The 26,019-nt window shown below is 47.8% G+C and carries 23 protein-coding genes and 1 tRNA gene; 12 read left to right on the top strand and 12 right to left on the bottom strand.

What is annotated here, in order from left to right; all coding sequences use genetic code 11:
- Positions 1–2 precede the first annotated feature (2 nt).
- The 3 genes from pal (at position 3) to nadA (ending at position 2,553) form a co-directional block, all read left to right on the top strand.
- Positions 3–542 (top strand): peptidoglycan-associated lipoprotein Pal, encoded by a 540-nt coding sequence (gene pal, locus JIG40_RS14645; protein WP_020327743.1) that lies wholly within the window; start codon positions 3–5, stop codon positions 540–542.
- A 15-nt stretch (positions 543–557) separates the two neighbouring features.
- Positions 558–1,340 carry a tol-pal system protein YbgF gene (gene ybgF, locus JIG40_RS14640; protein ID WP_020327742.1) on the top strand — a complete coding sequence of 261 codons (783 nt, stop codon included), beginning with the start codon at positions 558–560 and terminating at the stop codon, positions 1,338–1,340.
- A 151-nt stretch (positions 1,341–1,491) separates the two neighbouring features.
- Complete coding sequence (nadA, locus tag JIG40_RS14635; RefSeq protein ID WP_032079980.1) at positions 1,492–2,553, top strand: quinolinate synthase NadA; 1,062 nt, start codon at positions 1,492–1,494, stop codon at positions 2,551–2,553.
- A 56-nt stretch (positions 2,554–2,609) separates the two neighbouring features.
- Here nadA and JIG40_RS14630 read toward each other — a convergent pair whose 3' ends face one another.
- Positions 2,610–3,179 (bottom strand): YecA family protein, encoded by a 570-nt coding sequence (locus JIG40_RS14630; RefSeq protein ID WP_199465576.1) that lies wholly within the window; start codon positions 3,177–3,179, stop codon positions 2,610–2,612.
- 198 nt (positions 3,180–3,377) lie between these two features.
- Here JIG40_RS14630 and JIG40_RS14625 point away from each other — a divergent pair, with 198 nt between their 5' ends.
- The 4 genes from JIG40_RS14625 to JIG40_RS14610 all read left to right on the top strand — a co-directional run bounded on the left by JIG40_RS14625 (position 3,378) and on the right by JIG40_RS14610 (position 8,441).
- Positions 3,378–5,801: a hybrid sensor histidine kinase/response regulator gene (locus JIG40_RS14625; protein WP_206769395.1), complete on the top strand. Its 2,424-nt coding sequence runs from the start codon at positions 3,378–3,380 to the stop codon at positions 5,799–5,801.
- A 239-nt stretch (positions 5,802–6,040) separates the two neighbouring features.
- Positions 6,041–6,490, top strand: coding sequence for an L-alanine exporter AlaE (locus JIG40_RS14620; protein ID WP_038127004.1), 450 nt, complete (start codon positions 6,041–6,043; stop codon positions 6,488–6,490).
- A 136-nt stretch (positions 6,491–6,626) separates the two neighbouring features.
- A tRNA-Ser gene (locus JIG40_RS14615) sits at positions 6,627–6,714 on the top strand.
- 275 nt (positions 6,715–6,989) lie between these two features.
- Positions 6,990–8,441, top strand: a complete 1,452-nt coding sequence (locus JIG40_RS14610) for an NAD-dependent succinate-semialdehyde dehydrogenase (RefSeq protein ID WP_158142236.1) — start codon at positions 6,990–6,992, stop codon at positions 8,439–8,441.
- Between the two features lie 5 nt (positions 8,442–8,446).
- On the opposite strand, the gene JIG40_RS14605 is transcribed toward JIG40_RS14610, so the two are convergent.
- Complete coding sequence (locus tag JIG40_RS14605; protein ID WP_020430104.1) at positions 8,447–8,716, bottom strand: YnjH family protein; 270 nt, start codon at positions 8,714–8,716, stop codon at positions 8,447–8,449.
- A 24-nt stretch (positions 8,717–8,740) separates the two neighbouring features.
- A complete protein-coding gene (locus JIG40_RS14600; protein ID WP_199465574.1) occupies positions 8,741–9,652 on the bottom strand; it encodes a 1-aminocyclopropane-1-carboxylate deaminase/D-cysteine desulfhydrase in 912 nt (303 codons plus the stop codon).
- Positions 9,653–10,044: 392 nt separating this feature from the next.
- Here JIG40_RS14600 and JIG40_RS14595 point away from each other — a divergent pair, with 392 nt between their 5' ends.
- The 3 genes from JIG40_RS14595 to fabV all read left to right on the top strand — a co-directional run bounded on the left by JIG40_RS14595 (position 10,045) and on the right by fabV (position 14,420).
- Positions 10,045–10,671: a TetR/AcrR family transcriptional regulator gene (locus JIG40_RS14595; protein ID WP_024374313.1), complete on the top strand. Its 627-nt coding sequence runs from the start codon at positions 10,045–10,047 to the stop codon at positions 10,669–10,671.
- A gap of 56 nt (positions 10,672–10,727) precedes the next feature.
- A complete protein-coding gene (locus JIG40_RS14590; protein ID WP_154184563.1) occupies positions 10,728–13,010 on the top strand; it encodes an acyl-CoA dehydrogenase in 2,283 nt (760 codons plus the stop codon).
- A gap of 207 nt (positions 13,011–13,217) precedes the next feature.
- Positions 13,218–14,420 (top strand): enoyl-ACP reductase FabV, encoded by a 1,203-nt coding sequence (gene fabV, locus JIG40_RS14585; protein WP_044367382.1) that lies wholly within the window; start codon positions 13,218–13,220, stop codon positions 14,418–14,420.
- 100 nt (positions 14,421–14,520) lie between these two features.
- Here the strand turns inward: fabV and JIG40_RS14580 are convergent, their stop codons facing one another.
- Complete coding sequence (locus tag JIG40_RS14580) at positions 14,521–16,203, bottom strand: aspartate:alanine antiporter (protein WP_020327721.1); 1,683 nt, start codon at positions 16,201–16,203, stop codon at positions 14,521–14,523.
- 167 nt (positions 16,204–16,370) lie between these two features.
- Entirely contained in the window at positions 16,371–16,637 is a 267-nt protein-coding gene (locus JIG40_RS14575) for a GrxA family glutaredoxin (protein ID WP_020327720.1), read from the bottom strand.
- Between the two features lie 308 nt (positions 16,638–16,945).
- Here JIG40_RS14575 and JIG40_RS14570 point away from each other — a divergent pair, with 308 nt between their 5' ends.
- Positions 16,946–18,196, top strand: a complete 1,251-nt coding sequence (locus JIG40_RS14570; RefSeq protein WP_047458751.1) for an iron-containing alcohol dehydrogenase — start codon at positions 16,946–16,948, stop codon at positions 18,194–18,196.
- Between the two features lie 34 nt (positions 18,197–18,230).
- Here the strand turns inward: JIG40_RS14570 and JIG40_RS14565 are convergent, their stop codons facing one another.
- The 5 genes from JIG40_RS14565 to JIG40_RS14545 all read right to left on the bottom strand — a co-directional run bounded on the left by JIG40_RS14565 (position 18,231) and on the right by JIG40_RS14545 (position 23,685).
- Positions 18,231–19,085: a MurR/RpiR family transcriptional regulator gene (locus JIG40_RS14565; protein ID WP_020327718.1), complete on the bottom strand. Its 855-nt coding sequence runs from the start codon at positions 19,083–19,085 to the stop codon at positions 18,231–18,233.
- A gap of 311 nt (positions 19,086–19,396) precedes the next feature.
- Positions 19,397–21,040: a pyridoxal-dependent aspartate 1-decarboxylase PanP gene (gene panP / locus JIG40_RS14560; RefSeq protein WP_199465573.1), complete on the bottom strand. Its 1,644-nt coding sequence runs from the start codon at positions 21,038–21,040 to the stop codon at positions 19,397–19,399.
- A gap of 139 nt (positions 21,041–21,179) precedes the next feature.
- Complete coding sequence (locus tag JIG40_RS14555) at positions 21,180–21,692, bottom strand: hypothetical protein (protein ID WP_199465572.1); 513 nt, start codon at positions 21,690–21,692, stop codon at positions 21,180–21,182.
- Between the two features lie 147 nt (positions 21,693–21,839).
- Positions 21,840–22,745, bottom strand: a complete 906-nt coding sequence (locus JIG40_RS14550; RefSeq protein ID WP_020327715.1) for a lysine exporter LysO family protein — start codon at positions 22,743–22,745, stop codon at positions 21,840–21,842.
- Positions 22,746–22,764: 19 nt separating this feature from the next.
- Positions 22,765–23,685, bottom strand: coding sequence for an HDOD domain-containing protein (locus JIG40_RS14545; RefSeq protein WP_020327714.1), 921 nt, complete (start codon positions 23,683–23,685; stop codon positions 22,765–22,767).
- A 372-nt stretch (positions 23,686–24,057) separates the two neighbouring features.
- On the opposite strand from JIG40_RS14545, the gene JIG40_RS14540 reads away from it, so the two are divergent.
- Positions 24,058–24,651, top strand: a complete 594-nt coding sequence (locus JIG40_RS14540) for a TfoX/Sxy family DNA transformation protein (protein WP_024374700.1) — start codon at positions 24,058–24,060, stop codon at positions 24,649–24,651.
- A gap of 95 nt (positions 24,652–24,746) precedes the next feature.
- On the opposite strand, the gene JIG40_RS14535 is transcribed toward JIG40_RS14540, so the two are convergent.
- Both JIG40_RS14535 and JIG40_RS14530 read right to left on the bottom strand, forming a co-directional pair.
- Complete coding sequence (locus tag JIG40_RS14535; protein WP_020327712.1) at positions 24,747–25,295, bottom strand: hypothetical protein; 549 nt, start codon at positions 25,293–25,295, stop codon at positions 24,747–24,749.
- A 225-nt stretch (positions 25,296–25,520) separates the two neighbouring features.
- Positions 25,521–26,018, bottom strand: coding sequence for a response regulator (locus tag JIG40_RS14530; RefSeq protein WP_020327711.1), 498 nt, complete (start codon positions 26,016–26,018; stop codon positions 25,521–25,523).
- Position 26,019: the final 1 nt, after the last annotated feature.

Genomic DNA, 26,019 nt, shown 5'->3' with positions numbered 1-26,019 from the left:
AGATGCAACTTAACAAAGTTCTTAAAGGGCTACTGATTGCGCTACCAGTACTAGCAGTGACTGCATGTAGTTCAAGCGATGAAGCAGCAAACGCTTCTGGTTCTGAAACTAACCAAACTACGTCAGGTACAGCAGGCAACGTTGACACAACAGTTGTTTCGCCAATGGACGAGAATGCACAACTTTCTGAGCAAGAGTTGAAAGAGCAAGCGCTTCGTGAAACTCAAACCATTTACTTCGCATTCGATAACGCAACGATCGCAAGCGACTACGAAGAAATGCTGGCAGCTCACGCAGCTTACCTGACTAAGAACCCAAGCCTGAAAGTGACTATCGAAGGTCACGCAGACGAGCGTGGTACTCCAGAGTACAACATCGCTCTGGGCGAGCGTCGTGCACAAGCTGTTGCTAAATACCTGGAAGCTCTGGGTGTTCAAGCTGACCAAATCTCTATCGTAAGCTACGGTGAAGAGAAGCCTCTACTTCTTGGTCAAACTGAAGAAGTATACGCTAAGAACCGCCGTGCAGTTCTAGTGTACTAATCGAGGATGAACCTCATGTTCAGTAACCTAAAGCGCGTTGTCACGCTTACGTTACTGGCAAGTGCAGCGAGCGCTTCGTTCGCTGCACCAGCTCCAGTATCTGACCTCAGCAACAGCAGCAATCAAACTTCCGCTACACGTTCGGGATCTTCAGAAAGTGAAGTCGCTCGTTTGGAACGATTGTTGGAAAACCGTAATCGCATGCAGTTGCAAATGCAGAAGCAGCTGGATGATATGTCCCTGGAAATTAATGATTTACGTGGGCAAATAGAAAAAAATAACTACGACATGCAGCAAATGCTGCAACGCCAGCGCGAACTGTTTGTGGAGCTGGATAATGTTCGTAGTGAAATGAAATCACGCCCAGCCGCCGCTGTGGCGAGCAATGCTGCTCAGAGTGAAGATATTCCGGCTGGCACGTTCAGCAGTGATGCCGACGAGCAAGCCGCCTATGAAAATGCTGTCGATCTGATCCTTAAAAAGCGAGATTACGCCGGAGCGATCGCTGCGTTTCAACAATTTCAGAAAGATTACCCAAATTCCAACTTTGCGCCAAACTCGCACTATTGGTTAGGTCAGCTCTATTTTGCGAAGAAGCAAGATCAAGACGCCGTGAAAAGTTTTGCTGCGGTGCTGACGTATAAAGACTCCAATAAACGCGCTGATGCCATGGTCAAATTGGGTGATATCGCTAAGCGCAACAACAATGCTGCGCAAGCCAAAAAATATTATCAGCAAGTTGTGGATGAGTATCCGGACAGTGCTTCTGCCAAAGTGGCAAGAGAAAATCTCAAATAATCAAAAGGTCGCGTTAGCGGCCTTTTTGCTTATAACGTCTCATGGTTTAAGCATTGCTGCGCGCTGTTTTTCTCGCCCAATCACTTTTGCCTATCGAACAATTTACGGTGTACAATGCCCGGATTAAAGGAAGTTGCGTAGAGCAAGAGCAATGAGTCATATACTGGATAAGATCGAGACGGTTTACCCGTTCCCTCCAAAACCTATTCCGTTAACAGAACAAGAAAAACAAACCTACATCGCGAGCATCAAACAACTGCTTAAAGACAAAGACGCAGTGCTGATCGCTCACTACTACACCGATCCTGAAATTCAGGCATTGGCAGAAGAGACTGGCGGCTTTGTCGGCGACTCGCTGGAAATGGCCAAATTTGGTAATCGCCATCCAGCCAGTACATTGATTATTGCCGGTGTACGTTTTATGGGGGAGTCAGCGAAAATCCTGACCCCAGAGAAGCGCATTTTAATGCCAACGCTCGATGCAGAGTGTTCTCTGGATTTGGGCTGCCCGGCAGACAAATTTACTGAGTTCTGCGATGCCCATCCGGATCATACGGTGGTGGTCTACGCGAATACGTCCGCAGCGGTAAAAGCACGAGCAGACTGGGTTGTAACGTCCAGTATTGCGCTTGAAATCGTTGAACATCTGGATGCAGAAGATAAGAAAATTATCTGGGGTCCAGATCGCCATCTAGGTTCATACATTGCCAATAAAACTGGTGCAGACATGCTACTTTGGCAGGGCGAATGTGTTGTACACGATGAGTTCTCAGCTGATGCACTGAAGAAAATGAAATCTCTGTATCCAGATGCAGCAATTCTGGTGCACCCGGAGTCACCGTCAAGCGTGGTGGAACTGGCAGATGCCGTCGGCTCGACCAGTCAATTGATCAAGGCCGCGAAGTCTTTACCACATAAGAAAATGATTGTGGCGACTGACAAAGGCATCTTCTTTAAGATGCAGCAAATGGTACCAGAGAAAGAACTCATTGAAGCGCCAACGGCAGGTGCCGGTGCAACGTGTCGTAGCTGTGCCCACTGTCCGTGGATGGCAATGAACGGACTCAAAGCGATTGAAAAAGCATTGTGTGATGGCGGTGAAGAGCACGAAATCTTTGTGGATGAAGCACTGCGTGTCAAATCCCTGATTCCGTTGAACCGTATGCTGGATTTTGCAGAACAATTGAATATGCAGGTTAAAGGCAACGCTTAACTTGCTGATATACATTAAAAAGCCCGCCGATTGGCGGGCTTTTTCTATTCGACGGATTATTGCTGTTCGGCCAGCGTTACACCGCGCTGAGTCAGTCCACACAACATGACCGGAACCGCGTTATAGATCTCTTCAAATTGATCTAAACCTTCCATTCCTTGCTCAGACAGTGTCGCCAGAGAAGTTTCAGGATCGTACAGCATAGCCAGCGACAGTAACACGCCGCCAAGCAGAGCATTATCCTGGCTCTCTTCGGGCATTAAGACCTCCCAATCGTCCCGGGCCAATTGCCAGCCTTGTAGAGTTCCTTCACAGAAATCACGTGCGTTCTGGTTGATGATCTCTTCTTCGTCCAGCTCACAACCTTCCGGCCATGCCCAACTGCCGTTTAATAACGCAGGACGATAAACGTTCCACATATCGATGATGTGTTGAAAGTAGCTTTCCATCACCTCAGCGTCAGTAAACGGTGCAACTTCATCACCGCCCCACAAAAAGGGTAGCCACTCTTCAGGCGGAAGAATGTTAGGTGCCGAAGCCATCGCTGTCACAAAACCACGGGTTTTTGCTTCGTTCAGCAGACGATCTTCTAGTTCAGGTAAGATTAGAATGTCGTGTAACGTCAAAATAGAGTTCCATACTTATCTGGAAAAATAGGCGCCCATCTTACCCTCAAACGGTGTCTAAAGGCGAATTTGTTACGTTATTTCTTCGACTTTTACAGGAGAGCAGAACGCTGTATGGGTCACGAAACCCGTGAATAAAACATTTTCCTCAATAACTTATTCACTATACTTGTACAAACGGAAAAATTTCAAAGGCTTATGGAAATACGTTCCTCGTTAAAGCGCAAAAGTATGCTTGCTCTGGGCGTCTACTTATTCTTCTTCCTCGCGACGATAGGAACGGTAACCTATTGGGTGGTAGAAGCGCCTTTCAGACAAGAGGTGCAACAAAACCTCGATTTACGTGCCACGCTCATGGCAACGCAAGTGCGCGAACCTTTGAACAGCTCAATTGGCGTCTTGCAGAGTATTGTCAGCATCGGCCAGACTGGCCAAGGACAGGAAGAACAAGGCCGCATGCTGCGTTCCCTGTTCTCCATTCTGGATGGTGTCGTGATCAGCGGCGGTCTTTGGCCGAAACCCAACAGTATTGTTCCCGGTGTGAAGTACTCGAGTCTGTTTTTTAACCGGGCAACGGATGGCAAAGTTGACCAATTGATCTCCTGGAATAACCCTGCCGCTGGTGGGTATGACAGCGAGAGTTGGTATCTGTCTGCCGTCGATGAAGCCAAAGGCAGTGTCACTTGGTCGCCAGTGTATGTGGACTCCTACACTCAGGTTCAGATGGTGACTGCGTCCGCACCATATTATGTTAATGGTCAGTTCGCGGGAGTCGCGACAGTCGATTTATCATTGCAGGGTTTCGTCGATTTCATTGCCAATCACGCCGAGCAATATGGTCTAGGTGTTAAACTCCACGACGCCTATGGCTCGATCATCAGTGAACATAACTTCCACTTAAGACGTGGTGCGTATGTCAGCCGTTATCCGTTTGGTGATTTCCACTGGCAGCTCGAGGTGGTGAATGCGCGACGCTTAGTCAACGATCAAGTATATGAGCTGATCACTGGCGTGGAACGCGGATTGATTCCACTTTTGCTACTGTGTGTAATGCTTGGTTATTACTTGCTGAACCGCTACCTCATCAAGCCCATTGTCGTTATCGCGCAAAAAGTGGATGAGTCGATGGAAGGCGGCATCATTGATGTGCCATATCACAGCCAGGATGAAATCCGTTATCTGATTGATACGTTTAATCAAAAAACGATTTATCTCGAAGCAGAAAAGGTCAAAGCTCAGGCATCAACTAAAGCAAAAAGTGCATTTCTGGCGACGCTGTCCCATGAAATTCGTACACCGATGAATGGAGTTTTGGGCACCGCTCAAATCCTGCTTAAAAGCGATCTCAAACCACGTCAGCGTCAGCAGATGAAGAGCCTTTATGAATCGGGCGAGCACATGATGACGCTGCTGAATGAAATTCTCGATTTCTCCAAAATAGAGCAGGGTCACCTAGAACTTGATCGCAGTAGCTTCCCGCTTGAATCCATCATTGGCAGCGTCACCAGCGTCTATTCAACCTTGTGCAATGAAAAAGGGTTGCAGTTCAAAGTGTATTCTCAGGTTGAAGAAAACCGTTGGTATTACTCCGATAAAGCGCGCCTGCGCCAGATACTGTTCAACTTGCTCAACAACGCAGTCAAGTTCACTTATCGTGGCTTGGTTGAGGTGATCCTCGAAGAAGAGACGATTGGAGAGCAGCTCTATCTGATCATTCAGGTACGCGATACCGGGATAGGCATTCCCAAAGACGCGCAAAGCAAGATTTTCAAGCCGTTTGAGCAAGCAGAATCGTCAACTACGCGCCGTTTTGGGGGCACTGGGTTGGGATTGGCGATTGTTAAGCAAATTACCGAGCTGATGCGCGGTACCGTCAGCGTCGTGAGTGAGGTTGGAATCGGAACCAGTTTTCGTGTCAGTGTCGCGATCGATGCGACGGATGCGCAAACAACGACAGCAAAACCGCTGCGCCATGTCAGTTATACCGGGCTGCGGGTTCTGATTGTTGAAGACAACAGAACTAACACCATCATTCTTGAAACCTTCATGAAAAACAAAGGGTTTGAATGTACTTGTGTAGAAAACGGCGCGTTGGCGATTAAAGCGGTGAAAGAGGGCAGCTATGATTTAGTTTTGATGGACAACCATATGCCCGTCAAAGATGGTGTGGAGGCAATCCGTGGCATTCGTCAATTGCCAGAAACCAAATCCAAAGTACTGATTTTTGGCTGCACCGCAGATGTTTTCAAAGAGACTCGTGAGCAGATGCTCAACGCAGGAGCCGATTTCATCATTGCAAAACCGATCGACGAAAATGAGTTGGATGACGCACTCTACCGCCATTCAACGGCGCTTTATCAGTATCAAACTCATTATCGCAAGCCCGTATTCTCGGGAACGATTGAAGAGATTCTGGTGAGGCTTTACATTGCCCTGGACAACAAAGCGGTTGCGGATGCGTTGGAAATCACCGAATCACTACAACAATCTCTACCACTTCCTGCAGATCATCAGATTGTCCACGTTTTGGAAAGCACCCTCGAATGTTTACGACGCGGCAGGATACCGCCTCAGGAAGAGATAGACCTACTCACCGTCCTGCTTACGGAATTCTGTAATTAATTTACATTTATCGTTGTTGTTTAAACGATCTTGTTGTTAATTGGTTGTAAATTCAGCGATAGCTGCTACTTTTCTCTCACTTTTTGGTAGTTTATTTACCAGTCAAATTAAAAAACGGAACCTAAAACTAATATTTGTATGATTTAATAGCGTCATAATCTGGATGTGATTCTATATCTAGTTATCTATTTTATTTAATTGCTATTTATATAGTCAAATATTTTATGTAGAGGGTGTAAATGAAACCACGTGGTCCGTTTTGTATCAGACACGCAGCTGCGGATACATTTGCCATGGTTGTGTTCTGTTTTGTCGCTGGGATGATCATCGAGATTTTTATTTCAGGTATGACTTTTGAGCAGTCGCTGGCTTCGCGTACGCTCTCTATTCCGGTTAACATCGCGATTGCTTGGCCATATGGTGTTTTTCGTGACTTTGTACTGCGTCAGGGAAGAAAGTTCTCTGCGGGCAGCATGATGAAAAATATCTCTGATCTAGTGGCTTATGTTCTATTCCAGTCACCAGTCTATGCCGCTATCCTCTACACCGTTGGTGCTTCAAGCGAACAGATCGTGACCGCTGTGGCCAGTAACGCATTGGTTTCCTGTGGCATGGGTGTGTTGTACGGTTACTTTTTGGATATGTGCCGCCGCTGGTTTAAAGTTCCGGGTTACTACCAAAGTATCTGAGCGCGTTGATTTTGTGCTAATTAGCCAATTAGTAAGCAAACAAACTGCATAGCACTCTTTTTTTCGGTTTTGCACTTGACCATCTTAAGCAGAATCATTAAATTAGCGCCTCGTTAGCCGATGAGGTTAACACCCCGGTGAGTTGTCCGAGTGGCTGAAGGAGCACGCCTGGAAAGTGTGTATACGGCAACGTATCGAGAGTTCGAATCTCTTGCTCACCGCCAAATTTTAAGCCCCAGCAGAAATGCTGGGGCTTTTTCGTTTCTGTAATTCCTCACCTCAAATAATCTGACGTTGTATCGCTGATGTTTGGATTCATCTGCATTCTGAATTAGTTGGGTTGATCCATTTTTGTAGATAATGTCACTGCCGAGCTTTTACGCTCTTGCACGTGAACTCCCCATTTCATTCGGACGGCGTTTCTGATTAGTGCTATAACTGATGCCGTACTCTGAAACATGATTTCAGCGCTCTAAGATTCACTATTCAGGAGATGGGAATGCAATTATCAGATTCTGCGTTGTTCCGGCAGCAGTGTTTTATTGATGGCCATTGGGTGGCCAGTGAGAATGGAAAAACGTCGACGGTGACGAATCCGTTCGATGGTGCAGTGCTTGGCACGGTGCCGGAGCTAACGCCCGATCAAGTAAAGCGTGCGATTGCCTCGGCTCAGGAGGCGCAGCGCTCATGGGCGAAAGAAACAGCGGCTACCCGTTCTGGTGTGCTGCGTCGTTGGTTCAATCTGATTGAGCAGCACAAAGACGACTTGGCTTATCTGATGACCTGTGAACAGGGCAAAGCGTTATCTGAAGCCAAAGGCGAGATAGGTTATGCAGCCAGCTTTGTTGAGTGGTATGCCGAAGAGGCCAAACGTGCTTATGGCGAAATGATTCCGACGCATAAAGCGGATGCGCGTATTCTGGTCTCTCGCGAGCCTGTCGGTGTGGTTGCCGCGATTACCCCGTGGAACTTTCCCGCCGCGATGATCACCCGAAAAGCGGCACCTGCATTCGCAGCAGGCTGCGCAGTGATACTCAAACCTGCTCCTGATACACCGTTCACTGCTCTTGCGTTAGCAGAACTCGCTAAACGTGCGGGTTTGCCGGATGGCTTATTGCAAGTGGTGACGGGAGATGCAATTTCGATTGGTGAAGTGCTGACAAAGAGCAAAACCGTTCGCAAACTGTCGTTCACGGGGTCGACTCGAGTCGGCAAAATTCTGATGGAGCAATCGGCTTCCAACGTCAAAAAGCTATCGTTGGAACTCGGTGGCAATGCGCCATTTATTGTGTTTGATGATGCTGATATCAACGCGGCTGTGGATGGAGCGATGATCGCCAAATTCCGCAATGCTGGACAAACCTGTGTATGTGCTAACCGTATTTACGTCCATGACAACGTGTATGAACAATTTGCCGCGAAATTGGTGGATCGGGTGCGTAAGTTGAAAGTGGGGAATGGGTTAGATCCGGACACGCAAATTGGTCCACTGATCAATGATGCAGCGGTTGCGAAAGTACGTAGCCACATCAAAGATGCGGTAGAAAAGGGCGCTAAAGTGGCGTTTGGGACCTTGCCTCAAGATGGCAGTCGTATACTCGTTCCGCATGTGCTGACTGAAATGAGCGATGATATGCTGGTGACTCGCGAAGAGACATTCGGTCCGCTTGCGGCTCTGTTCCGTTTTAGCAGCGAAGAGGAAGTGGTTGAACGCGCGAACGATACAGACTTTGGTCTTGCCGCCTATTGTTATACGCAGTCACTGGCACGAGCCTGGAGAATGAGTGAAGCGTTGGAAAGCGGTATTGTTGGGATTAATGAAGGGCTGATTTCAACCACGCTGGCACCGTTTGGCGGTGTGAAAGAGTCAGGCTTGGGACGCGAAGGTGCCAAGCACGGACTGGAAGAATATCTGGAAGTGAAATACACCTTGATGGGTGGATTGAATTAACCGATTTAAGGCGCTTTCGGTTTTTCCTGTTGTAACACCACCCATTTCAGCGGGCCATTGGTTTCAAAATCATTGGCTCGCTGACATATCATATACACTTGCCCTATCTGAACGACCGAACCTTCTGAATACGCTTTATCTTCGTAATAGCAAACGCGCTTGCCGATGCTGCCATCCATCAACAGTGTATTTTGTTGGGTAGACGTAGACACCGTATTTGCCTGAACAGTGCTTGCTATAACGATAGCTGTAAATACACCAATGGATTTGATCATAAACGGGCTCCTTTTGCGCCTAGATTACTCTTGCTGTTCATTTTTGCCAAATTGACGCCGATAGCGTGGAAGCATGCTCTCATTACCCAACAACCCACCCTGATGGATGTAAATCAATGACTTATGTGGCTGAGTAGGCAGCCATTCCAGCAGGCTGCGCCACATTAGCGGGTCATAGAGTAAATCAAATTCGACACCTGTCTGATTGTGGAGAGCCTGCCAAATCTCGTAGTCCTGCTGATAAAGGCGACCAAAGTGGTGTTTGGATGAAGCATTGATGATGATTGGATGGGATGTTTCTCCCAGCTCGATAAATTGCTCAACAAGATAAGCTTCGCCACCTACGCAAGGGCAGGTCACTACTTCTATATCGTACTCGGATAGGGCTTTATGCAGGAACAACGCTGTGGTGCCCGTACCAGACGGCAACGCCACACGCCACGCCTGTTTTGGCTGTTGCTCTATCCATGCCAATAATTCATTGGCAAGTTGAGTGACACCTTGTTCGGCGATAGTGCTGCGCCCACCTTCCTCAACAAAAAGACACGAGTCATCCGGTTGGCGAATTTGAGCAATATAGTCGCGCGGATGATGCTCACCCAAAGGCCGGGTCTCGATGATTCGTGCGCCCAGCTCCTGTGCGGCCCGGTAGTTGCCAATCGGCGTAGCTTTCAGCCAAGCGGGGATATGGTCGACATAGAACTCCAGTTGCCAGTTTCGCAGGCGGGCGAGGGCTGCTAAAGAATAGAGCGAGTTAGCTTGTGCGGAACCGTAACTGATCAGCGTGGTTATTGTTGAATACTGGCCCTCAAACAGCGTCATGAATTTACGCGCTTTGTTGCCACTGAACTGAGGATGAAGCAGGTCGTCTCGCTTGAGGTGAAACGAAAGATTGGCAAAGTGGTGATAAGTGATAGGGCTGTGGGCGAGCTTCATGTTTATCCGTCAGCAAAAACAGTGATGTGTAGTGTGCCTTGATCGCCAGATGAAAAAAAGCCCGGAACAAGGACGATCCGGGCTGATACAAACATAGGAGTTAATAAGAAAAAGCAGCGTAAATGTCAGTTGTCAGTGAAAGAAGAAAGTTCGACGGCCTGTAAAACTCTTAAAGCTCTGCCAACTACGATAATTCAGACCGGGCTTCACAAAAAGAGTTCCCAGAAAAGATAAAAAAACTTCACTTTTTTATGAATTAGAGCTGGATCAAAAAGTTGGGTGTAGAAAATGTCGCCTGGTCGGACCATGAGTAAAAAATGTGATGTTAACTACTTGTTAACTATGTGTGTCAAAGGTATATTTTAAACATATGTTTGATACGAGTGATTGAAATGGCACCAAGAAGTAGTACGAAGGATAAGATACTGGACGTCGCAGAAGGATTGTTTGCGGAATACGGGTTTAACGATACATCGCTGAGAACCATTACCAGCAAAGCGAACGTGAACTTGGCGTCGGTCAATTACCACTTTGGTGACAAAAAAACATTGGTGCGTGCAGTATTGAACCGCTATCTAGAAGCGTTCATGCCTGCGGTGCACGATGCCTTGATAAATCTGAATCTGCGTGATGAATACAGCATGGCAGATGTGTTTGAATCGCTGCGCGGTCCGCTGCGTGCACTCAACGATATTCGTCCGAACGGTACCAGCCGTTTTATGTTGCTGATTGGACGTGGCTATACCGATGTACAGGGTCACCTGCGTTGGTTTATCACCACCCGTTACGATGATGTGTTGTCGCTGTTCATTGAATCGGTGATGAAAGCCAATCCGAACCTGACGCGTGAAACCCTGTTCTGGCGACTGCATTTTACGCTGGGTACGTGTGTATTCACGATGGCATCGAGCCAGGCTCTGGCCGAGATTGCCGAAAACGATTTTGGAAATAAGGTGGATGCGAAAACCGTTGTCGACCAGATCATTCCATACTTAGCGGCCGGAGTAGCCGCACAATAACGAAACTATAATTTAAATAACGTGATTTAAGACCAGTGAACAAAAGGATCTGAACAATGTGCTCTCTACGAAGAAAATGGATTAGCGACCCCGCTTTTAAACTGTTTAAACAGGTACTGCCACCGCTTTCGAACACCGAAAAAGAAGCGATGGAAGCGGGGAGCGTTTGGTGGGATGGTGAGCTGTTCTCTGGCAAGCCAGATTTCAAAAAACTGCATCACTACCCGAAACCGACTCTGAGTGCGGAGGAGCAATCCTTCATGGACAATGAGTTGGAAACCCTGCTGTCCATGCTTGATGATCATAAGATTGTTAAGCACGATCGCGATTTGCCTAAAGAAGTTTGGGATTACCTGCGTAAAGAGCGTTTCTTTTCTTTGATTATCTCCAAAGAGTACGGTGGCCGTCAGTTTTCTGCTCTGGCGAACTCAACCATCGTAACTCGCATTGCAACGCGCAGCATCAGTACTGCGGTCTCCGTCATGGTGCCAAACTCATTGGGACCGGGTGAGCTGCTTTCACACTACGGCACTCAAGAACAAAAAGATTACTGGCTGCCGCGTCTTGCTGACGGTACGGATATTCCGTGTTTCGCACTGACTGGCCCAGAAGCGGGCTCTGACGCTGGTGGTATTCCGGATCAGGGTATCGTGTGTTACGGCAAGCACGAAGGCAAGGAAGTACTGGGTGTTCGCATCAGTTGGAATAAACGCTACATCACCTTGGCTCCTGTTGCGACGGTGCTGGGTCTGGCGTTTAAGATGAGCGATCCGGATAAACTGCTGGGAGACAAAGTCGATATCGGTATTACCTGTGCACTGATTCCTGCCGACCACGAAGGTGTTGAAATCGGTGAGCGTCATGATCCGCTTGGTTTGGCTTTCATGAACGGTCCAACGCGCGGTCAGGATGTGTTTATCCCGATGGAATGGCTGATCGGTGGTGTGGATTACGCCGGTAAAGGTTGGCGTATGCTGGTGGAATGTCTGTCTGCGGGTCGTGGTATTTCGCTACCAGCACTAGGTACGGCCATCGGCCATCTGACGGCGCGAACCACAGGTGCTTATGCTTATGTGCGCAAACAGTTCGGTATGTCGATCGGTAAGTTTGAAGGTGTTGCCGAAGCCATGGGCCGCATCGGTGGTTTGACTTATTTGTTGGAAGCGACGCGCACACTGACCACCACGTCGTTGGATCTGAAAGAAAAACCGGGGATTGTGACGGCAATTGCCAAATATCACATGACGGAGATCGCGCGGACTATTCTGAATGATTCGATGGATATTCACTCTGGGCGTGCGATTCAGGAAGGCCCGATGAACTACTTGTCGAGTCATTATCTCGGTGTGCCAGTGGCGATTACCGTTGAAGGCGCCAACATTCTGACCCGCAACCTGATGATCTTTGGTCAGGGAGCCACTCGTTGTCATCCTTATGTTTTGAAAGAGATGGAAGCTGCGGCTAACCCGGATGAGAAACAAGGTGCGAAAGAGTTTGATGAGCTGTTGTTCAAGCACATTGCTCATGCAACCAAAAACACCTTTGGCGCGTTTGGTGCGGCGGTGACAGGTTCGCGCTTTATCAAAGCCGATATGAGTGGCCCAACGAAACAGTACTACAAGCAAATGACCCGCCTGAGCCGCGCTTTAGCGGTGAGTGCAGATTTCGCCATGCTGACACTGGGTGGTGAGCTGAAACGTAAAGAGATGATTTCAGCGCGTCTGGGGGATGGTCTGAGCTATCTGTACATGGCGTCTGCCGTCTTGAAACGCTATGAAGACGAAGGTCGTCAGCAGGCGGATCTGAATTACGTACACTACTCAATGCAATACTGTTTGCACCACGCGGCGAAGTCGTTGAATGAAGCGTACCGTAACTATCCGATTAAGTCTGTTGGCAAACTGCTCAAAGGCCTGTTGTTCCCATTTGGGAACCATTTCGATGCGCCAAGCGACAATCTGACGCTGAACATTGCAGATAGCCTGATGACTCCGGGGGCGCACCGTGATCGTCTGACACAGTTGTGCTACATCGGTAAAGATGAGAATGACAGTGTCGGTCTGATGGAAAAAGCTTTCCTGGCGATGTACAGCATCAAAGGGCTGGAACGTCAGTTGGCAAAAGGTGTGAAAGAAGGCAAGGTGGCTCGCAAAGGTTTGTTGGGCGACCGTCTTGATCAAGCCAAAGCGGCAGGTGTGCTGACAGCGGATGAAGTTGAAGCGATTCTGGCTGCCGACAAACTGCGCTACAAAGCGATACAGGTTGACCACTTTAGTCACGATTTCTCCGAAGTTTTGACCAATAAGAATAGTAAACCTAAGCTAAATAACGTCGCTTAATTGAATCGTTCGTGTCCATCCAAGAAGGCTTCCTCATCGAAGCCTTCTTTAGTTTGTAAGCCGCACTCGGAAAAACAGGGTAACTTGCTGGAAATTTCAGCGTCGAGTGCTCCAACCACTTGCTAAATGAAGGCATTTTTACAGAAATAGGATGCGAACTGCGGGCGAAACTTTTATCCTAGCGAAGATTTTTGAAGGAAGTTGAATATGATCATCAAACCTAAAATTCGCGGATTTATCTGTACAACAACGCACCCAGTGGGTTGTGAAGCTAACGTAAAAGAACAAATTGCTTACACTAAAGCACAAGGTCCAATCAAGAACGCGCCTAAGCGTGTGCTTGTTGTCGGCTCTTCTAGTGGTTATGGTCTCTCTTCTCGTATCGCGGCGGCATTCGGCGGCGGTGCAGCGACTATCGGTGTATTCTTCGAAAAACCAGGTACAGACAAGAAACCTGGTACAGCGGGTTTCTACAACGCAGCAGCGTTTGACAAACTGGCTCACGAAGCAGGCCTGTACGCAAAAAGCCTGAATGGCGATGCGTTTTCGAACGAAGCTAAACAGAAAGCGATTGAACTGATTAAACAAGATCTGGGTCAGATTGACCTGGTGGTTTACTCACTGGCATCTCCAGTGCGTAAAATGCCGGAAACCGGTGAACTGGTTCGTTCTGCACTGAAGCCGATTGGCGAAACTTACACCTCTACAGCGGTTGATACCAACAAAGATGTGATCATCGAAGCCAGCGTTGAGCCAGCAACAGAACAGGAAATCGAAGATACGATTACTGTCATGGGCGGTCAGGACTGGGAACTGTGGATGCAAGCGCTGGAAGAAGCGGGCGTTCTGGCAGAAGGTTGTAAGACGGTGGCATACAGCTACATTGGTACTGAGCTGACTTGGCCTATCTACTGGGATGGTGCTCTGGGTCGTGCGAAGATGGACCTGGACCGCGCATCTGCGGCTCTGAATGCGAAACTGGCTGCAAAAGGCGGCTCGGCAAACGTAGCGGTACTGAAATCTGTTGTGACTCAGGCAAGCTCAGCGATTCCTGTTATGCCTCTGTACATCGCAATGGTCTTCAAGAAAATGCGTGAAGAAGGCATTCACGAAGGCTGTATGGAGCAGATTTTCCGTCTGTTCAATGATCGTCTGTACAAAGAAGATGGCAGCGCCCCAGAAACTGACGAGAAGAACCGTCTGCGCCTGGATGACTGGGAACTGCGTGATGACATTCAACAGCACTGCCGTAACCTGTGGCCACAAATCACTTCTGAAAACCTGAAAGAACTGACAGATTACGAACTGTATAAAGAAGAGTTCCTGAAACTGTTCGGTTTTGGTATCGAAGGCGTGGACTACGATGCAGACGTTAACCCAGAGGTTAGCTTCGACGTTATCGACATCTAATGCGATAGATACATAAAAAAAGGCGCTGAAATCAGCGCCTTTTTTATTGCTTCTCGGGCAACGTGATACAGAGAAACATTGCCCGAGAAAGAGAAGTACACTAGCTGAGCAGGATCAGTATCGTACCTGCCAGCGTCATCAGAATGTTGGCGATAGCGTAAGTACCGGCATAACCCAATGCCGGAATGGTGGACTTAGCGTACTCGTTCACGATGTCCATTGCTGGCGCACACGTGCGAGCACCGATGATGGCACCAAACAGTAGTGCGCGGTTCATCTTCAGAATGTGCGCGCCCACCAGATAAGCAAACACGACGGGCAGAACACTGACGATAAATGCCAGGCCAATGACCTGAGGGCCGACTTCGGACAAATGCTCAAACATTTTTCCGCCGGCACTCAGACCGATACCGACCATAAAGAACATTAAGCCGAGATCTTTAACCATATTCAGGGCACCTTGTGGTACATAACCAAAGGTTGGGTGGTTAGCACGCAAGAAACCGAGCGTGATGCCTGACAACAGAAGCCCTACCGCGTTACCCAGGCTGAATGACACCTGACCAAAGGTCATGGTCACCAGACCGAACAGAATACCCAGAATAAAGAAACTACAGAATGCCAGCAGGTCGGCCATTTGGCTGTGAATCGAGATAAAACCGATTTTATCCGCCAGACCTTTCACGCGGCTTTTCTCGCCACTGACCTGCAATACATCACCTTTTGCCAAGACGATGTCGAGGTCCATTGGCATTTCAATCTGCGCGCGGACTACGCGGTTTAAGAAACAGCCGTATTCTGACAGGTTAAGATCCGACAGACGTTTGCCCGCAATGCTGTCACTTTTCACCACGATCTCTTCTTCCGAAATGCGCAGGTCGAGTAGGTTACGGTCAAATACTTCTTTGCCGTTACGAAAGCTTGGGTCGAGACGCGCATGGCTGTCTGGGAAACCCACCAAAGCAATCTCGTCACCTTCCTGCAAAATGGCATCGCCATCGGGATGGGCAAGAATACCGTTGCGACGGATACGTTCGATGTAACAGCCTGTTTGGCGATAAACGCCAAGTTCACGCAGATTTCGACCGTCTACCCAGTTGATAAGCTCCGGGCCGACGCGATAAGCGCGAATAATCGGCAGATAGACTTTACGTTGGCTGCTGCCCCCAAGGCCGCGCTCCTGCGCAATCTGTTGAGCGGAATCGGATAAATTCTGTTTTTGAATCTTTGGCAGCAGCTTGGCGAACATGATCATACTAATAAGACCAATCAGGTAAGCCATCGCGTAGCCAACAGAGACATTTTCCAGCACCAACGACAGGTCCATATTGCGCGGAATCGAGGAAAGGCCAGAGTTCAGGGCATCCTGCGCACCAACTAATACAGGCGTTGATGTCAGAGCGCCTGCCATCATGCCGGCAGCAAGACCGAAATCGAGATTGAAATAGTGACTTGAGATATACGTCAGAACCGTTGCGGTAACCAGAACCACAAGACTGAGTACTAGGTAGTGTTTACCGTCGCGAAAAAAGATGCCAAAAAAGTTCGGACCCGCTTCAATGCCTACACAGTAAATGAACAGCATGAAGCCTATCGTCAACGCCTCGGCGTTAAACGTAAAACCGAGATGTCCCATGATCAGGGCCGTGATCAGAACACCAATAGAGTTACCTAACTGCAGGCTGCCAAAGCGGATTTTTCCGAAAGCAAGCCCGATAGCCAGAACAACAAAAATCAGCAGAATAGGGTTTTGGTCTAGCAAAAGTACGACGTCGATATTCACAATTTAGCTCGATTCAAGCGCGCAAGAAGAGAATGGTTAAAGTGTGAGGATTGTATCGTAAATATGCAAAAAGATAAGTGAAATTTTTGCGGTTTGACATTTCTCTGAAGGAAATCCACAAATAAAAAACCCGCTATATATCAGCGGGTTCTAATGCATTCTGCAACTTACTCGTCAAACAGACCCAGATGCTCTTTTGCGTATGCTTCAAAGTCTGTACAACCGCCAATGTGTTGTTGATCGATGAAGATTTGTGGCACGGTTTCAACTGGTTTGCCGACAGTTTTCTCTAGATCAGCTTTAGTGATGCCTTCTGCGTGAATATCAACATAACGGTAGTTGAAGTCGTCACGTTTCGCTTTCAACGTTTCTGCGTGCTCTTTTGCACGTACACAGTAAGGGCAACCAGGGCGGCCAAAAATCACTACGAACATAACTTTCTCCTTTATTTCGATTGTTGCCACTATGCCCGATCCAAATTAGAAAATAAAGTGGCAATTACCTGTTCTTTTGATAGGCAAAAGCTATCGCATAAATTTGCTTCAGTCGCTGTTTAATCACTAATCTGCTTCTGACTCCAAGCCGTACTGAAAGATAACGATTTGCAGCTGGCGTTTGTGATGCTCTGCAAAAACCTGCTTTTTTATTGTGGTTATTTACAGCAAGTTGCACTGCATCAAACAATTTTTTTCGTGATACGAGCAATCTAAAACGCATCGCACGCATTCAGCCCGGAGGCCTCATGTTTCAGTTCATGACATCAAGTCGGATTATCTTTGGTGAAGGAGCGCTGCAAAGTTCCTTATCGGTGATTAGCCAATACGGATACAGCGTGCTTTTGGTGTCAGGTAAACGAACTGAACGCGCGAATGTTGTTGTGGATTACCTGCAGCAACAGAATATGCGTTACCAACATTTGGCAGTCAGTGGTGAGCCCAACATCACGATGGTGGAAGAGGCGGCTGTAGGAGGGCGTCGGTTCAGCCCTGATGTAGTGGTGGCGATCGGTGGAGGCAGTGTGCTCGACATGGGCAAAGCACTGGCTGCAATCATTCCCAATCAGGGAAATGTTTATGACTATGTGGAAGTGGTCGGCCGCAATGTTCCGCTTAAATCCAAGCCTTTACCCTTTATTGCTATACCAACCACAGCCAGTACGGGGTCCGAAGTCACGCGCAATGCGGTTCTGCGTTCGGGGCAGGATAGGGTGAAAGTCAGCTTGCGAAGTCCGGAAATGTTGGCCGATGTTGCGATAGTTGATCCGACATTAACGTACGGTACGGATTTGGCGACATCTGGCCGCGGCGCGATGGATGCGTTCACCCATTTAATGGAAGCTTACGTGTGCGGTGAACCCAATCCGTTGACTGACATGATTTGCGAGGAAGGGGTACGTCGCCTCTCCCGCTCAATTCTGGCGGCTTGTGTACGGGATGATAGCAAGGCACGTGCAGATTTGTCGTTTGCCGCAATGCTCGGTGGCATGGCTATTACCAACGCTAAACTCGGTGCGGCGCATGGGCTGGCTTCGGCTCTGGGGGGGAAACTCGATGCACCGCACAGCGTGATAACCGCGCGTTTAGCCCCTTATGTGATGCGCGAGAATATTCATGCTGCGCAGCTTGCAGGACGCGAGGATGTGCTGGCTCGCTACCGCAGGTTGTCACATCTGCTCACTGGGCGTAAAAATGCTAATGTCGAAGATGGTGCTTTATGGGCGCAGATGATGTTGGATAAATTGAAGCTACCAACGCTCAGTGAGTATGGCGTTTGCAGTACTTCATTCGAGCAGGTAGCGCGAGATGCGATGAAATCGAATGCGATCAAAGGCAACCCGATTCCACTAACCTCGGAAAGGCTGATTTATATTCTCAATCAGGTTTGTGCATGCCGGGGCGAATGTGTTGACGCGGATATAGAGGCGCACCGACATGGCGCGGTGTTGTTGATCCACGACTCAGCCGAAGAAGAAAGCAGCAAATTGAGCGGATAGAAAGACGGAGCCATCAGGCTCCGTTTTTTAATGATTAAAAGTGTGAAAGCTTGTCGTAACGGGAGTCTTTCAATACTTCTTTCACGCGCTTGAGATTTTCGCGGAAGCCTGAACCACGGCGCAGGGTGAAACCCGTTGCCAGCACGTCGATCACCGTCATCTGCACGACACGGCTCGCCATTGGCATATAGACATCGGTGTCTTCCGGCACGTCCAGACAAATAGACAATGAGGCTGCTTTGTCCAGTGGCGAATCTTTCGCGGTAATTGCAATCACTGTTGCACCGTTTTCACGCGCCAGATTAGCAATCTCGACCTGACTCTTAGTTCGACCAGTGTGCGAGATCAAGACGATCACGTCGTTGTCTGTACAGTTAATGCAGCTCATTCTTTGCATCACAATATCTTCAAAACAGGTAATTGGGATGTTGAAACGAATAAACTTATTCTGAGCATCACGTGCGACGGCAGACGATGCGCCCAGTCCAAAGAACGAAATACGTTTGGCCTGGGTCAGCAGGTCAACCGCGCGATTGATCTGCATCGGATCAAGGCTGTTTTTTGCCACATCCAGACAGGCCATCGTTGATTCGAAAATCTTGTGGGTATAAGCATCCGGGCCATCGTCTTCTTCGACGTTGCGGTTCACATAAGGCGTACCGTTCGCCAGGCTTTGGGCTAGGTGCAGTTTAAAGTCGGGGAAGCCTTTGGTATCAAGGCGGCGGCAGAAGCGGTTAACAGTCGGCTCACTGACATCAGCCATCTTTGCAAGAGTCGCGATGCTTGAGTGAATAGCAGTTTGCGGCGAAGCCATGATCACTTCGGCAACTTTGCGTTCCGACTTGCTAAAATTTTCCAGATTCTTTTGAATTTTTTCTAATGTATTCATAGTGTTCACGCGGGCGTAGAGAACAACTCGTTGGTAAAGCGATGTGACCATTTAGGGGAGGGAAATAAATCATTTCCAAAAGGTACATTCACCAACGCCATGGGATGAGTATAAACCTAAGCACGGATAATTCAGAAATGAAACGACGTATCGAATGATGAGAATATGACAAGCCTCAAACTAAATTTCATAAAAACTACAGTTTTAAGCTCAGAATTCTCATCAAAAGGAATTCAAATGCGCCGTATTGATGTGTGAGTTACAGCAAAACGAAATAAATTTTCAGTTTGCTGTAACTTTATCCGATAGGTTTATGCCAGGATTTGTTTCGCCAAATGCTCGATTCTACCCATAAGATTTGGGGCTAAAGCGGCAATCTGGCGTTGTTCTTCAAGAACTGATTGAAGAATTTCATTGGTGGTCAGCGGGTTAGCTAACACAACCCGGAACACGATGGTGTCGAGTTTATTCCAACAGATCGGGTTGAGGCGAGTCCGGGAAACAAAGGATTTACCCGTTTCACGCTGCTTCTTCTGAATAAACTTAGTCAGTTCATTCAGCAGTTCATTTAACAGAACCTGATCGTCTGCATTTGCTTTTTCCAACGCTTGTCTAATGTGTGGTGGCAGATAGCGATAGGTCAGCAGGCACAGCTCCGGTTGAGAAACCAGCTCGAAATCATCCTGCTCCTGAATCAGATCAGCGAAGTAACGTGCTTTGGCGATACTCTGATCGATCAACAGTTCGTATCCGGCACGGCTGATAATGTGCATACTGGCGTAAACCAGCATCGCCATACCGGAGCGAGAGCCCTCCAGAGTGTGACTTCCGAGGTCCTTTGACCCTTTACGCAGAATATATTGTGCGTGATGCTCAATAGAGTTCATGGCGCTCGGATCTTTAAACAGCACCATGCCAGCGCCCATAGGGATGTACAACTGCTTATGGGCATCAATAGTGACGGAATCGGCGAGTTCTATACCATCGAGCAGATGGCGATGATGGTTCGACATCAGAGTTGCACCGCCCCATGCCGCATCGACATGGAAATGGCAGCCTTCCTGATGAGAAATTTCTGCCATGATGCGCAGCGGATCGACGTTACCCGTTTCTGTGGTGCCGGCTACACCGACAACGGCAAATGGTTTGATGTTGTTCGCTTTAAGCTCGGTGATTTTACGCTTGAGATCTTCCGGGCAGATGCGGTTGTTTTCGTCCGTTTTGACTGAAACCAAACCCTCCTGACCAATACCCAGTACGTCGGCGGCTTTTTTCAGTGAGTAGTGGCCGCGCTCGGAAACCAGAATCGCCAAGCCTTCATAGCCATAATGGCGCATGGCTTTGAACAGACCTTCTTTCTCCACGCCGTGGAAATCACCGTCGGCTTTCAGTGCGTTGTTACGGGCAACCCACAAGGCCGTAATGTTGGCGATAGTACCGCCGGAGCAGAAAGCCCCAAGTGAGTGCTCGGCGCTGTGCATCCATTGTTGGTAGAACGAATCTTGCTCACCGTAGATGAGACGATGCAACATGCCCAGAACCTGACGCTCCAGCGGAGTGAACGCTTTAGAGGTTTCGATTTTGACCAGATTCTGGTTGAGGGCAATCATGATTTTGGACAGCGGCATTAAAAAGTAAGGCAACGCCGACGTCATGTGACCGATAAAGCTGGGAGAGGCGGTATGTACCGACTGTGCTACCAGTGTATCAAGCAGATGCTGAGTATGGTCCGAGACAAATTCCGGCTCATCAGGAATGCGCGCATCAGAGAAATCTTTTTCAATCTCTTTCAACGGTTTTTCTTCTGCTACGATGTGTTCGCGCAGAAACTTGTTGAGGTTGCGTGAAAGCTCTTCTTCGATACGGGTCAGTGTTGAGTCTGGCCCTTCTGGCACGGTAAAGATGCGCAGCAGAGTTTCAAAGTTCGCATCCGCGATTTTGTGTTCAGATACCATACAGCGTCGTTATAATTTTTAATCTATCGTTTCAGGCGAGACAATCTAAACGAAAACGGGACCAAAGTCCCGCCTTAATTCGGATGGCCATGGAGAGCAACAGGGCAGAATATACAGAGATGTACCATGCCACCGAGTGTTATTGACACTCGATTTTTTCTGTTTTGGCGATCGCCTCGTTGTACTTGTTAAGTGCACCTTCAATTTGCTTTGGATGGCTTAGAAGTTCAGCAAATGCAGAGCGCAGCTCATAGTTCTTTTCGTGTGGCTTGGCTTGACGATCATCAAACGTCGTTTTGGCGATCTGGCCCAGTTCATCACTGCGTGACGCCAGCACTTTGATATCGTGTTGTTCCAGTTTCAGCCAAGCTTCGACAGGTTGCGCGGTGGCGACTTTTGAAGCGTCATGCTCTAAGTAGTAATGAACCGCTGCACGGCTCAGTTCAAAATGGTGTTGGCGACCTTCCAGGAACCATTGGCTCACGTCAGCCAAATCCGGGTATTTTTCCGTCGTCATTTTGGCAAGATCTGAGTACCACGCCAGTGAAGCATCAATGTAGGCATCGTATTTTTTCGCAAAACATTGATTGTCGGCTGCAGCCGCGGTCATTGAGGTAGCCGAGAAGAGCATGGTGACAATAAAGCGTTTCATAATCGTTCCTTTTTGCGACTTTTTTATCTTTACCCTGTGGGCAGGGTTTTATTGATTTCCAGTTGGGCTTTAATTAATGCGTATGAAACAAAATCGTCACACGCAAGGCGCACCATTTTAAAAGATGTGCAACGTTATTCCTGAGATCTAGCCTGCAAGAGACACAAAGAATAACATTAAAACGGGCACTAACAGGCTTAGAATAAACCCACTGACGATCGCAACTGGCACACAACGCACGCCACCAGTGGTTTGAATGACTGGCAAGGTGAAGTCCATGGCTGTCGCACCCGCGTAACCGATGGAGGTGCACGGTTTGCGACTAATAAACATCGGGATCAGCACCAGAGAAATCAGCTCGCGCAGCAGCTCTATCATAAATGAAGCGCCGCCATAAACCGGACCAAACGCATCGCCCATCAGGATACCGGCCAAAGAGTACCAGCCAAAGCCAGATGCCATTGCCAGCCCTTTGTAGATGGGAATATCCAGAATCAATGCAGCAATGATGCCGCCAATCCAACTGGTGATCATCACCACTGCGGCGATCACCATGCCATGTTTGTTCAATAGGATCTGACCTAAGGTAAGACCGCTGTTGCGAAGCTGAATGCCAATAAAGAACAGTAACAGGAACAGGATCCATTCGCTTGCGGTATCGACCCACGAAAGGTCAAGACTGAAAACGACACCAACCAGCAAGCCACCACCGACCACTAAAATCAGTTTAACGGATTCAAGAGCCATACTAGAAAGAGGCAATTTAGTGTGACTGGTGTCGGTGGCAAGCGGAAGAAAACGGTCAACCAGAGGTAGAGCAAGCAGGTTGCAGGTGCCAAGCAGAACGAAAAATACGCCCGCGTATTTCAGGATCAGTTGCAGGTTGTCACCGAGGTTATCCAAAGCCGCCAGACTGAGTCCCATGAGAAAAAGGATCACATAGACCAGTGATGAGGTAGCTTGGTTAAGTTTGGCGAGCCAGTTTTTATTGTGAATAGAGAACAGATACCCCACCACAAGTGGGGCAAAGATAAACAACATCCCTGATAACATACATTCCTCGAAAAGTGATTTAGAAACCGCTGGCGTTAATTACTGCACTGAGTTGGGTTTTGAATTCCACATCACTGAGATTGCTGAGATTGTAGAGGACTTCTGCGCCGGCCGCGTTGATTTCAACGTCGTGCTCTTCTATCGCATCGTCTTGTTTTCTAAACATAAGTAGGTGATGTGCAATCCGTGCCACATCAAGGTAGCTGACTTCCTGGCAATGTTCTACTAATTCTTCGTTACAAGCCACTTCAAGGAAATCTTCGTCAAATCCCCAATGTTTGAGGACCAGTTTACTGGTGCTGGAACAGCTGGACTGGAAGATTTGCAACGCGATGTCTTGATCGAGGTAGTTGCCGTTTTCGAGGTAGAGATAATATTCATTGACCAGACAGAACAAACCGATGTCAGCTAGTAGGCCAACCAACAGAGCTTTGTCCTGCTCAAGGTGAAGGTAGTTATCGGGTTCAAGCTTTTTGAACGACTGAGCGACTAACACCATGGTCGCTCCCAACTCGCGTGAGACAGAAGCGCTGTTGACCAGGATCTTGTTGCACTCTTTACTCAGATTGATTGAGTGTTTGAGTTGTTCAATGGCTTGTGCTGTGACAATGTCACGTACACGAACGATGCCCAGACGAGACACGGCAGTGAGCAGATCGGTACAGGTAATATTACGGCGGTTAAACACCACGGAGTTCGCGACGCGAATAACAATGGCCGCCAGGCCAGGATCATCAGTTAGGCAGTCAGCGACATCGGAGACGCCTGTTGACTCTTGGGTACACAGTTTTTGAATTTTCAGCACGACATCAGGAATCGGCGGCAGAGAGATCTTGCCGGTACTGATGGAGGATTTAACCAACTGGGCAAACTCACTTTCTAGCCCTTCAATGAGTTTGTGTCGGTTTTCCGGAAGCCAATAAAAAGCTAAGTGATTCATTGTTTATCATTGTTAGTTTTAGTCCTGTTCATTCTACCGATCGCTAATTAATAGAAGCAACTATAAACCGGAAGAAAGCGGCAATTTCTTTACATTTCGATGATCTGTGAGACATTTTGCGTGCTTATTCTGTTCGAAAAGCCAGCAAAGATGATGACCTTGTGACACTACTCTCATTCTAGACAAATATTCGATACGTTGATGTGAATTAAGTCCGGACTTATTTCGTTTCGTTAACTATGATATATGAAACATATAGGTAAGCATGCAGTACATATAAAAAGCTTACTAATTAACCTATTCATTTTATTCGCTAAAAATTTGCTGCTATCTGGTGATCTGTCTTAATCGGGGAATGTGATTAAAGGATCAATGGATATGTTTGAGCATAGATTTTTCGATTATGTAATTAAGTTTGGTACCTACCAAAAACGTTCTATGTTTGGTGGTATTGGGTTGTTCCAGCAAGACGCGATGTATGCGCTGCTGACAGAAGATTGCATTTTCATTCGCGGCGGCGAAGATCTCGATGAAGTTTTGACGAATCTTGGCTGTGATAAGTACCGTCATGTGAAGAAGCAGACAACGGCCACCGTTAATTACTACGATATTACGCAGTTATTTGAACAGAACCACTCTGAACTGGACTCCATTATTGAACGTTCAATACTGTATTCCATTGAGCAGCGCTCTTTTCAGAAATCCCAGGCGAACCGTCGTTTGAGGGATTTGCCGAATATGCAGTTGACGCTGGAACGAATGGTAAAGAAAGCGGGCGTTGACGATGTGGAAACATTCATGCGTCTGGGTGCGCCGGATGTGTTTAACAAAGTTCGCCGCATTTATGGCAGCGATCTGGATGTGAAGTTATTGTGGAAGTTTGCCGGAGCGATTGAAGGTATTCACTGGAAATTGCTGCAAGAGCCGCGTAAGCGCCAATTGCTCGATATCTGTCACGGTCGTTAAAAAGTATGTGACAAAGAGCGCTGAGACAAGGAAGTACAGAGCTCAATAAAAAAACCGAGGCTATGACCTCGGTTTTTTTGTGTTCGTTTCTCTGCTTAGTATTTGAAACGAGCAGTAAACATCAGTTGGTCGCCGTAGGTATCGTTGATGCGGGCTTCAGCACCCAAAGAGAACAGTTCAGTTGAGTGGAAACGTGCGTAAACTGAGCCGATCCAGTTGTCGTCGTTGTCGATCGAAACGTAACCTGCTTTACCGCCAACTTCCAGCTGTGGACCTAACCACTGACGCACACCCAGATTCAGTTCCATACCAGTATCTGCGCTGCCATTGTTTTTCTTATCTTGCAGGTGGAATAGCATTTCACCTGTAAAGTCTGCCCAGTTGTTAACCGGCGCGTGGAAACCAAAACCCGCCGCCGCGTCGTAGTCGCTCTCAAACTCAGAGTCAACACGTGCAATCACGTGAGCGTTAGGGTGAATAGATTTACTGACTGCAGCACCATAGGTCACAGGGCTTGCACCGATGCGCGCTTCAATGTAGTCGTAGCTGAAGTTGCTCATCACGGATGGGCTGTTACGGTCAACTTCAGCCATTGATTGTGCTGAAGCAAGAAGAAGTGCTGTTGCAATGATTGTTTTACGCATAGTCACGATAAACCTATATCTTTATGATTAATTCCATGGTCGAAAGCGGAATATCCGCTAGGACGTAAAGCCTTGAAAGATAACCAGGCTTCAAAAGTGTCGACATCATAATTCATAGGTGCAGTCTGGCTCCACCAAAAAATGTCATTGTTTTGTCGTCTAAGTAAATATTAAGCAATTAAGATGCCAAATATATGAACTCTTTGTGATTTCCTCTGCGTTTGCTTATTCACCGAAACTGATTCGTTTGGCAGAAATCGCATTGAGGATCTTTTCGGCGTCGAGTACCTGAATCCACGGCATCAGTTCCGCTTCGTTGTCGATAATGTACTGCGTGAGCTGGTCTTTGATCGTTTGGCGCAACTGGTCGCCATGCCACGGCTTAGCCACGTAAAAATGCAGGCTGGCATGATTGATGGCTTCGACGGTATCCTCCAGACCGGCTTGACCCGTCAACAGAATTTTGCGTGTTTTGGCGGTATCTTCGTCGTCGTTTAATTCAATCAGAAAACTGATCCCCGTTTGTTCTGGCATGATGTGGTCACACAAAATCAGCGCCAGAGGAATGTCCTGCTGGCGATAATCTTCAATGACTTCTTTGGCTTCTGCTACAGATTCCGCAGCCTCAATCACGAAGTGTTCTTCAAAACAATCGAGATCCTGAACCACGCTATCGAGCACTTCTCTTTCATCATCGACACATAAAATCATGTACTTATTCATG

It is taken from the genome of Vibrio sp. bablab_jr001 (assembly GCF_016464285.1).
In the GTDB taxonomy this organism is placed as follows: domain Bacteria; phylum Pseudomonadota; class Gammaproteobacteria; order Enterobacterales; family Vibrionaceae; genus Vibrio; species Vibrio fluvialis.
Note: the sequence above shows the minus strand (reverse complement) of the source record. Positions and strands in the feature narration are given on the sequence as shown.